The organism is Methanomethylovorans sp. PtaU1.Bin093 (genome assembly GCF_002067275.1).
Classification (GTDB): Archaea; Halobacteriota; Methanosarcinia; order Methanosarcinales; family Methanosarcinaceae; genus Methanomethylovorans.
Genome location: NZ_MVQX01000096.1, coordinates 1 through 10,861 on the forward strand (window position 1 = coordinate 1; position 10,861 = coordinate 10,861).

The 10,861-nt window shown below is 40.0% G+C and carries 6 protein-coding genes; 5 read left to right on the top strand and 1 reads right to left on the bottom strand.

Annotated features, from left to right (window positions below; genetic code table 11):
- Positions 1 to 351: 351 nt before the first annotated feature.
- The 4 genes from A4E24_RS10575 (at position 352) to A4E24_RS10590 (ending at position 6,613) form a co-directional block, all read left to right on the top strand.
- On the top strand, positions 352 to 2,334 hold the full coding sequence (locus A4E24_RS10575; protein ID WP_292353354.1) for a PAS domain-containing sensor histidine kinase: 1,983 nt from the start codon (positions 352 to 354) through the stop codon (positions 2,332 to 2,334).
- Positions 2,335 to 3,259: 925 nt separating this feature from the next.
- Positions 3,260 to 4,174, top strand: a complete 915-nt coding sequence (locus A4E24_RS10580; RefSeq protein ID WP_292353355.1) for a UbiA family prenyltransferase — start codon at positions 3,260 to 3,262, stop codon at positions 4,172 to 4,174.
- 95 nt (positions 4,175 to 4,269) lie between these two features.
- Entirely contained in the window at positions 4,270 to 5,886 is a 1,617-nt protein-coding gene (gene pheT / locus A4E24_RS10585) for a phenylalanine--tRNA ligase subunit beta (protein ID WP_292353356.1), read from the top strand.
- Positions 5,887 to 6,106: 220 nt separating this feature from the next.
- Positions 6,107 to 6,613, top strand: coding sequence for a chemotaxis protein CheW (locus tag A4E24_RS10590; RefSeq protein ID WP_292353357.1), 507 nt, complete (start codon positions 6,107 to 6,109; stop codon positions 6,611 to 6,613).
- 98 nt (positions 6,614 to 6,711) lie between these two features.
- Here A4E24_RS10590 and A4E24_RS10595 read toward each other — a convergent pair whose 3' ends face one another.
- Entirely contained in the window at positions 6,712 to 7,647 is a 936-nt protein-coding gene (locus A4E24_RS10595) for a magnesium transporter CorA family protein (RefSeq protein WP_292353358.1), read from the bottom strand.
- A gap of 324 nt (positions 7,648 to 7,971) precedes the next feature.
- On the opposite strand from A4E24_RS10595, the gene A4E24_RS10600 reads away from it, so the two are divergent.
- A complete protein-coding gene (locus A4E24_RS10600) occupies positions 7,972 to 10,557 on the top strand; it encodes a PAS domain-containing sensor histidine kinase (RefSeq protein WP_292353359.1) in 2,586 nt (861 codons plus the stop codon).
- The last annotated feature ends 304 nt before the right edge of the window (positions 10,558 to 10,861 follow it).

Genomic DNA, 10,861 nt, shown 5'->3' on the forward strand with positions numbered 1-10,861 from the left:
GGAATTCTCTGTCATTTTTCCACCAATCTATGAAACATACTATATTATGAATTATATTATATTAGTTTTATAGATGATTTATCTTTATATATATAGTTATTGTTGCATGAATAATCCAAATATAATCCAGATTTTAAACCCTTAATCCAAGTTTGATCAAGGGTCACTACCACAGTAGATTTTTATTCGTATTGTGTTGGGGTTGATAGTATCTTTTTATTAGCTAAGTGTAAAGAGTCGATTTGAAAAAGAAGTAGCAGGTACAAAATCTATGTAGAAACATATATATAAGATATGATTATACATTTAATTGTTTATTTCCATCCTCTTCAAAGTGGTTCTGTTGTTATCATGAATGCGGAAAACAATTATCTTGACCTTAAATGTGCAAAATCGACACAATCTTTACTAAATATGGATATGTTGCGCAGATTGGTTCAAGATCTTGAAGATGGTACATCTTCAATGGCATCATTTTGCTTTGAAACTATGGGTGCAATGGTAGTCGTACTGGATAAGAATATGCGTATTCGTCACGCAAGTACCCGAACATCTGCAATCTTGGTGTCTAAGGGAACGGAGATCAAAGGTATAGATTGGTTTGAGGCATTTGTTCCCGAAGAAGCACGCGACCATATACGAGAGAAATGTTATTCCTGTTTACTGGACTTCCTTGACACATCTTTCTCCCCCATGGACATTGAATGCTCTCTCATCACACTTCAGGGTGAACAATCCTATTGCTGGAAGATCTACCCTCTGAAAGTAGCAGAAGAGGGCACAGAAACATTGTTGATCATCCTTGAGGATGGGTCGAATTCAAGATATATGGATGAACAAGTTAGACGGATGGAAGAAAAATATGCGTGTTTTGTGAAGAATTTCAAAGGCATTTTCTTTCAGGCTGATCCCTTTTACAATATACGCTTCATTGCAGGTGCCGTGCAGAGCATAACAGGTTACAAAAGTGAAGATTTTCTTTCTGGAAGAGTTAATTGGGCAAATCTATTGTACCCAGATGATCTCTCCTCTTTCGATCAGCATGCTGAAAAAGCTATTCATGTTCAGGGATATTCTGGGGAGCATAGTTATCGCATAGTGCGTTCAGATGGTCGTATGAAATGGGTCAACATTCATTTCCAGAATACCTGGTGTAACGATAGCAACAATGTTGCTATACAGGCAATTGTTTCTGATATCTCTAATCTTAAGCAGGCTGAAGAGCTTGTAATAAAAGAAAGGAACAAGGCCCATCAATACATTGATGCTGCAGGATCCCTTATTGGTGTGGTCAACACTGATATGAAGATACTGCTGGTCAACAAGAAGGCATGTGAGATCCTTGGCTATACTGAGAACGAGGTTCTTGGCAGGAACTGGTTCGATACTTTCCTCCCGGACAGGGTACGCAATATCACAAAAGAGAACTATAAGAAGATCATTGCAGGCGAAATGACGCCTCCTCCTTTCTTGGAGAATTTCGTGCAGACGCGGGCCGGAGAAGAAAGGCTCATTCTCTGGCATGATGTTGTGCTAAAGGATGATTCAGGTATGATCGTGGGTACTATCAGTTCCGGCGAGGATATCACTGATCGTAAGAAGAAAGAGGTAGAGCTTGCAAATGCTTATGAGGAGCTGAAATCCATTGATAAGATGAAGGACGAGTTCCTTTCAAACCTCAGCCATGAGCTCAAGACCCCTCTTATCAGTATCAAAGGCTACAGTGAACTTCTTGATGAGGAGGTACTGGGTTCCCTCAATGATAAACAAAAAAAAGCCATAGATGCAATTGTACGTAATTCAATACGTCTTAAAAGGCTCATAGATTCTCTTCTTTTCTTGAACATTGTGAATGCGGGGAAGGCAAAATACAAGTTCGATCCTGTCAGCCTGAAAGGACTTGTTGATCAGGCGTTGTATTCGTTGGATTCACAGATAAAGCAGTCCCGTATAAATGTTGAGTGTAATGTTTCTCCATATGAGTCCATGATAAGGGCTGATCAGGATTACATGCCGCAGGTATTGTTACACATAATAGAGAACGCCATTAAGTTTACAGCAGCAGGCGGGAGCATTTTTATAAATGCCAAAAGGGAAGCAGACCGCCTTCACATGCAAGTAAGAGATACTGGTATTGGCATATCTCAGGCACAGCTTGGTGAGATATTCAAAAAATTCTATCAGATAGACGGTTCGATGACCAGAAGGTATGGTGGCACAGGTTTAGGCCTTTACATCTGTAAAACCATCATTGATGCTCACGGTGGCACGATATGGATCGAAAGCAAGGAACACGTAGGAACAACTGTTCATATAACATTCCCTATTTATTAGTAAAGTCACGATTTTTAATCTATATTGATCAGACGACTTATTTTGCTATCGCTTTTCTTTAAAACCAATATAGATCACATTAATTATGGCCCTCTTCAGCATCTGTAGATAATTGCAGCACCAATGAATCACCGATCCCCTATAAAGAACAATTCACTGTACACTAAATATCTGCTGAATTAAAGGATCCGCATCATATGCCCTGGTTCTTCCGACCGCCAAGATCTGTTAATTATAGTTGTTAACCGTTTGTTTGAAACTTAGGTATTGACATCACTATCTATTTAATGCTATTTTAACATTCATAAGTTACAAATTATGAGTGTTTAACTATAAATCAGAACACTCTTTTATTCCAAATCCCTTGCGAATCTACCCACTCAATATTGTGTAGATCCAATTTTTTTAATTTTGGACACCTCCTTTTTTCTTCTTGGATCTCGTTTCAGATCCATTTATGTCTGTTTAATTTTTAATGTGCTATATTTGTGAACATATTTTTAACTAATAATATAATATTTATGACATAATATTTATGTATATGTTCTTATAAAGGGCTTATATAAACCATAGGCGTGGCGATAGGTACTGTTTTATAAATAGTATATTATTTTACTATTTCTATACGAGATCAAAAAAAGCATAGAAAAGCATGTCAAAAAGAGATAGTTTTACTATTTCTGTGAACATTTATAAATAATAAAAATTTTCATGGGAAATGTTCTATTTTTTTTAATCAGGCTATTGTTTGTGTTTTACATAAATTCTTTTTGTGTAGCAGGCTTTATGGATGATCTGTTTTTATGAACAGAATTTTTATTTTGAACAAGAAATCATTTTTTTGCACAAATTTTCATTCTAAATTATAATTTTATGTTCATAATACTTACAAGCATGTCCACTCTCTGTCGTGTTAGTGGTTTTCATGTTCAAGTATGGTTCCGATAATAACATAGTTAGCATCGATCTAGAAAAAATGCTTATATCTTTCTGGAAGGAGTTTATATTTGGAGGTCATCTTTTTGCTCTGGGTGCTGCCTGCGTGGTAGCAATGTGCTCTCTACTCTTTGGCTTACCGATCGGTTTGGACCTTTTGCTTGTGATCTATCTGATATTCTATCCGATCTATCTTTACGACTACACTCAGGGTGCAACTGATGACCTGCTGACCAATTCCGCAAGGGCCAAATATCTTTCAGGCAACAAGAAGACATATATGGTTGTTGGAGGATCTTTTGCGGTTCTAGCAATGCTTTTCATGCACTTCAGCAACAGCATGACAATGTTTCTGGGATTTATTGTACTGGTTCTTGGACTTCTTTACAGCTCATATTTCAAGCAACTCACAAAAAAGATAATTGCCTTTAAGAACTTCTTCGTTTCAGCTGTGTGGGCCCTGCTGGTTCTGTTCTTTTTCTTTTACTATTCCATTCCTATCACTAAGGCAGCACTGATCATGGCAGGATTTGTGTTTACAAGAATGGTCGCCATACAGATATTGTTCGATGTGAGAGATATAGAAGGCGACAGAAAGAATGGTCTTCTCACAATTCCAGTCGTACTGGGGAATCACAAAGAATTTGGATTACTTAAATGTCTTAATTTTGCATCCATTGCACTTCTGGTCCTTTCCGTATACTTTGGGCTGCTACCTTTTGTCTCCCTGAGCTTTGTGCCTGTTATGTTCTACGCATCCAATTACATCAAAAAAGTAAGAAGTTCAATGAACAATTATGCATGCTATCTACTGGCAGCAGTAGAACCTATCATCTGGTTCAGCACGGTATTTTTCGGAAGCAACCTGGGTAAGCTCACGGTTCTTGTATCGATCATGCTGTAAGGTATTTTGGGCATGTACTGAACAAAAACATTAAATCTCAGATGGTTCATGTTCAGGTAGCATTCAGTCCTTCAATAACCAAGAGGCTACATTCCATGCCAGTGATCACCCTAGATTATAATGACCTTGAAAAGCTTACAGGTGCAGATAGGAAAACCATTATCGAACGCATTCCAATGATCGGTGCTGATGTCGAACGGGTAGAAGACGATCACGTTGATATCGAGTTTTTCCCAAGCCGCCCTGACCTATACAGTGTCGAGGGTGCCGCGAGGGCCATGCGTGGCTTCCTTGGGATTGAGAAAGGGCTTTGCGAGTACGAGGTCAAACCTTACAGTGTAGAGATCTATAAAGATGCCGCGATAGATGAGGTCAGGCCGGTCCTGGGATGTGCTGTTGTAAGAGGTATGCAGTTCACCTCTTCTTCAATAAAGTCCCTTATGGACCTGCAGGAAGACCTGCACTGGGCTATCGGGCGTGATCGTAAGAAGGTTTCCATTGGTGTGCATGACATGGCACATATCGAACCGCCTTTCAAATATCAGGCAGTAGATCCGGATTTCCGTTTTGTGCCTCTGGACTTCACAGAGCCTCTGTCCATGAGGGAAATACTTGAAAAGCACCCAAAGGGAGTAAGGTTTGCCCATCTTGTAGATGGTCTTTCAAAATATCCACTGATTACAGATGCCAATGGTAATGTACTTTCTTTCCCTCCTATCATAAACGGTACTCTCACGCGGGTACATGAGGGCACTACAGATCTCTTTATAGACGTTACAGGTCTTAGTGATGCTGTATACACCGCTCTTATCATCGTTACAAGTGCTCTTGCTGAGCGGGGTGGTCATGTGGAGTTTGTACGCATCATCAATGCCGACGGTACTGAGAACATGACACCGGATATGTTCCCTGAGGTCCGGGAACTTACCTCTGAGGAGGTCTTGGACCTTTCTGGTATCGAGCTATCTCCTGAGGATATTGCTGAATTGCTTGAATGTATGCGGTTCGGCGCAGAAGTGCTTCAAGACGGCACCGTGGAAGTTCAGGTCCCAGGTTACAGGGCCGATATCCTGGATAACTCGGATCTCATTGAGGACATAGCCATAGCTTACGGATACAAGAACATAAAACCAATCCTGCCTATGAATGCGACGATCGGGACTCAGCATCCGCTCTCACTGGAGCGTGGTCATGTAAGGAACATTATGGTAGGTCTTGGTTATTCGGAAGTTATGCCCTTTACACTTACCAGTGAAAAGGTCCACTTTGAATGGATGTGCCGTCCTGTGAGCGATGATGTTACATGTGTCATGCATCCCATCAGCGAAGACCAGACAATGGTAAGGACTACCCTTTTGCCTAATCTGATGGAAATACTATCTCTTAACCAGCACAGGGAACTACCTCAGCGTATCTTTGAAGTAGGAGAGGTCGTTGTCAATGGGAAAAATGGTCTGCATCTTGCTGCAGTAGCCATACATGCCAGTGCGAATTTCACTGAAGTCAGGGAATTAATCGATGCCATTATGCGAGAAAGGCAGATGTCCTATGAGGTTGTAGAATCAGAGGATCCGGCCTTCATAAATGGCAGACGTGCTGACATACTTGTCAACGGAAAAAAAGCTGGTGTCATAGGTGAAATCTATCCACAGGTGCTGGTAAACTTTGGACTGGGACAGCCTGTTGTAGGCTTAGAGATCAAGCTTCTTTGAGCATTTAGTCTGTAAATGACATGGTTCATGTTCTATGAGCTTATGGTGGATACTATGTAACTTGTATTTTATTTATTTTCAGGGTCGTTATTTCAAAGAACTTCTTTTGATTTTCTCTTTTTCTTTGAATCAGCATTTGTTTTGGAAGAGTCCTATTTCAATAAGAATACTTATATATAATTTAACTGTATGTTATTTATATATCGTATGAGGTATCTTCATGCCAGAACTAGCACTAAAAAAAGAAACAGGACTTAAAAAAGAAACACGTTCTGAAGAACTGTTACAACTTGTGGTATTCCAGCTCGGTGAAGAAGAATTCGGACTTGACATCATGCAGGTACAGGAGATCATCCGCATACCTGAGATCACACGTATTCCTCACTCTCCAGATTATGTAAAAGGTGTCATCAACTTAAGAGGCAAGATCATAACGGTCATCAACCTCGATACAAGGTTCGGTATGGAGCAAAAGGTACACGATGACAATTCCCGCATCATAGTAGCAGAAGTAGATGAAAATGTTGTGGGCATGGTAGTGGATTCAGTAAGTGAGGTTCTGAGACTGCCTTTATCTACGGTGGAGCCAGTGCCTGAGATCATTTCCACTAAGATCAATGCCAACTATCTGAAAGGCGTTGGTAAGCTGGAAGATAGGATGCTTATACTTCTGGATATCACAAAAGTGATAATGGAAGATGCACCTTCAAAGGTCGCTTATTGCTGACCAGCTAAATGATCATGCTGAATTGAACTGGTGATAGATCAGGCTGTATCAGTTCGTTCATACTTACAATTATTCTTTTCATTTTTGCAGGTATTTTTTTAGAACAGTTCTTTACGTACCATAAATACCGATAATATCACAGAGAATAGTATTGATATCATGAATATTATCATGAATGCATGGGCATCGTTCTCAAAAGGAACGTGTACGTTCATCCCGAAAAAACTTGCGACCATTGTTGGTATTGATATAATTATAGTAACGGATGTTAAAAATTTCAGGACCATGTTTAGGTTATTAGAAATGACGGAAGCATAAGCATCCATTGTGCCGCTCAGGATATTGCTATAAATATTGGACATTTCTATAGCCTGCTTGTTCTCTATAATTACATCTTCGAGCAGTTCCATATCATCGGGATACATTTTGATGAGGTTTGCCCGCTGGATCTTTTCAAGGACTATCTCATTGCTCTTTAGTGAAGTTGAAAAATAAACAAGACTTTTTTCAAGTTCTAAGAGCTGGATCAATTCCTCGTTCTTCAGCGATCTGTGTAGCCGGCTTTCGATAACATCGCTTGTCTTATCGATGTTTCTCAGATATTGGAGATAAACTTTGGAATTGCGATAAAATATCTGTAGCAAAAAACGTGTTTTCTTAAATGTCCAGAAAGACTTGACCTTATTCTCTAAAAATGGCCTTATAACTGAGTTCTCCCTTAAAGAAACAGTTACAATATTCTCGTTAGTGATGATGATACCAAGAGGTATCGTATAGTAAATACCTCTCTCGGATGTATCTTTGCTTGCAACCGGAATATCTATCAGCACAATGGTGCATTCTTCGTCCAGTTCGATTCTGGCACGTTCCTCTTCATCCAAAGCAGCTTTAAGATGCTCGATCGGTATCTTCAGATCTTCAGAAAGGCAGGATATCTCTGTTTCATTAGGATTTACGATGTTCACCCATGCCCCCTTTTCTATCTTGTCAAGAATAATGATCTCATTTTCGATCGATCTATAAATGGTGAACACAAAATGCCTCCTTGTGGCTTAAATCACCCCTTAACCATATATGTTTTTCTGCTGAGCATTTATCGCAGCCACATTTTTGGTTCTGTGGACTATATTTGGCCTGCAGTTCGGATCAAGCTCTCATATTTAAAAAGTTTAGATATAACAAAGGGAGAAAGACTTGTTTAAGTAATAGATTGTTAAGTAATAGATTGCAAAACAAAATTCTACATGTTTTCGAAAACATATAAATACAACAATTATATAATATCCATTAAAAAATATGGTTCATACATGCCTTCACAAACTGATACTTTTTTAAATGGCCAACTTAAAGCAGATCCAATGGATCTCCTGGAAGATGGTATAATCATATTATCCTCTGCCGGGGTCATTACCTATATAAATGGAAGCTGGACTGAATTCGCGCTGAAGCACAGTCTGGATATTGCCGGATTCAGTGAAGGAAATCATTTTTTAGATGCTTGCATGGACTTAACAGGAAAAGGAGAAGAAGCATTTTCCATAGGCCAGGGAATAAGAGATGTCATCGAAGGCAGATCAGAAGCATTCAAATTTAAGTATCGATCCACAGGTCCCACAGGAGACTGCTGGTTCATACTAAAAGCCCAGCCACTGTCAAAAAATCATCCGGCGAGTGTGATCCTACAAAATGTGAATGTCAACAAACTGGAAATGAAAGAACCAGAAAAGAAAGGATATGAAAATTATCTCTCCAGTGTCCTCAATAACCTGCAACTTGCCGGAGTTATGCTGGATGCAAATGCAAATATTATTTTCTGTAATGACCATTTGCTCGATCTTACAGGATGGAACAGAGAAGAAGTCCTGCACAATAATTGGTTTGATATTTTTTTACCTGCAGAGATAGTCCCTGAAGTAAAACATGTATTCATAAGAACAATTGAAACTGCAGATTTCCCATCATACCACGAAAATGAGATCGTCACTAAAGACGGAAATAAAAGAGTTATTGCCTGGACCAATACTGTGCTGAAGGATGGAAGTGGCAGGATTTCCAGTATTACCAGTGTTGGAGAAGACATAACGGACCTTAAGTTAACAGAGAGATCGCTTTTAAATAGCAAAGGACAATTGCGCACATTGGTGGACACCATTCCAGATCTTGTCTGGTTGAAAGATCGGAATGGTGTTTATCTGATGTGTAATCCAAAATTCGAACGATTTTTCGGTGCGAAGGAAGAAGAAATTGTCGGGAATACAGACTATGATTTTGTGGAAAAGGACCTTGCAGACCTTTTCACTCTGAATGACAGAAAAACCATGGATGCAGGCAAACCCAGCGTGAATGAGGAGGAGATCTTTTTTGCTGATGATGGGCATAGAGAATTCCTTGAAACCATTAAAAGTCCTATGTATGACTCAAATGGGCATTTGATAGGTGTATTGGGCGTTGGCCGGGATATTACACGGCACAAGCTGGCTGAAGAAGAGTTGCAAAGGAGAGAAATGCAGCTGCGTACTGCACAGAAGGTCGGAGGCTTTGGAAGCTGGGAGATAGACTTGAGTTCCGGTAAGGTAGATGCTTCCGAACAAGCATTCCTGATCTATGGATTTGAAACTAAACAACTTACCATCAAAGATATACAAGCTATTCCTTTACCAGAGTATCGTTCTATGCTTGATACGGCACTCAGGGATCTTGTGAGCAGCAAAAAAACATATGATGTTCATTTTAGGATCATAAGGCAAAACGATAGCTCAGTCCGTGATATACATTCGGTGGCAGAATATTTTGCTGAAAGAAATGTAGTTATTGGAACGATACAGGATATCACTGACAGAAAGCAGGCTGAGGACAGGCTCGCAGAGGAGGCAGCAAGAAGACGCATCCTGATCGAACAATCAAAAGATGGCATAGTTATCCTTGACCAGAATGGTAAGGTTTGTGAAGCAAATCAACGATACGCTGAAATGCTGGGTTATTCTCCAGAGGAGCTCCTTACACTACACATGTGGGATTGGGATATCCACTATACGAAAGAGCAGTTGCTGGAAATGATCCGGCTTGCTGACAATAGAGGGGTCATTCATGAAACTACGCATCGCCGCAAGGATGGTACCTTCATCAACGTGGAAATAAGTGGGAATGCAGCTTTCTTTGGAGGAAAAAAGCTGATCTTCTGCGTCTGCAGGGACATTACCGAGAGAAAGCAGGCTGAGGAAATATTATTGAATGCTAAGATCGCTGCTGAGGATGCAAACAGAAGCAAGGGTGAATTCCTGGCTACCATGAGCCATGAGTTGAGAACCCCGCTTAACTCCATAATAGGTTTTTCTGATATTTTGCTCGAAGGAACTGCCGGGAGCCTGAATGAAAAACAGGCAAGGTATATAGATCACATTCTTAAAGGCGGTAGACATCTGTTGGAACTCATCAATGATATCCTTGATTTTTCAAAGGCCGAAGCAGGTAAAATGGAACTTGACCGCGAATTGTTCTCAATTTATGACGCAATAGAAGAGATAAAGGCACTAATATCTCCCCTTGCATTTAAGAAGAACATTGAACTTGACATAAAGATAGAGTCAGGCCTTGAAAATATCTCTGCAGATAAAATAAAGTTCAAACAGATCCTCTACAACCTTACGAGCAACGCCATCAAATTCACCCCGGATAAGGGTTATGTAGGTATTACTGCGCAGCGTTTTGATAATATGCTTCAGATCAGTGTAATAGATACCGGGATAGGCATTGCAACGAAGGATCTTGGTAAACTGTTCCAGCCATTTAAACAGCTGAACTCATATATGACACGTGAGCATCAGGGAACCGGGCTTGGTCTGGTCCTTGTTAAAAAGTATGCTGAGATGCATGGCGGTAGTGTATGGGTGGAAAGCGAGGTCGGAAAAGGAAGTATTTTCACTTTTAGGATCCCGTATCGTTGAGGACGGGTTCGTCCTTTTTGTCGAGCAGCATTTGAGTTTTTTTGAAGATGCGGCTCCAGCAGCAAACTCCTTTCTTTTAAGCTTAAAAGCATAATCGAAAGTCTAGCTGATTTCATTCAGAGCAGCGTACCTGCCACTGTTGGAAGCGCGCATTATTTGAATAAAGTAGAGCAGGCTGAGAAACAATGTTGAATTATTATGGGAGAACTTTGTTTCTTATATTTTCAGCGCCTGTTTCAAAACTTCCCTCACACCTTTTTCCAGCATAGGATGAAACATGCAATATCTAATAGTCCTTTGAAAA

Bases quoted from the DNA above. Each gene is read 5' to 3' on its own strand.
- A4E24_RS10575 (WP_292353354.1), top strand. From the start codon at position 352: ATGAATGCGGAAAACAATTATCTTGACCTTAAATGTGCAAAATCGACA.
- A4E24_RS10580 (WP_292353355.1), top strand. From the start codon at position 3,260: ATGTTCAAGTATGGTTCCGATAATAACATAGTTAGCATCGATCTAGAA.
- pheT (WP_292353356.1), top strand. From the start codon at position 4,270: ATGCCAGTGATCACCCTAGATTATAATGACCTTGAAAAGCTTACAGGT.
- A4E24_RS10590 (WP_292353357.1), top strand. From the start codon at position 6,107: ATGCCAGAACTAGCACTAAAAAAAGAAACAGGACTTAAAAAAGAAACA.
- A4E24_RS10600 (WP_292353359.1), top strand. From the start codon at position 7,972: ATGGATCTCCTGGAAGATGGTATAATCATATTATCCTCTGCCGGGGTC.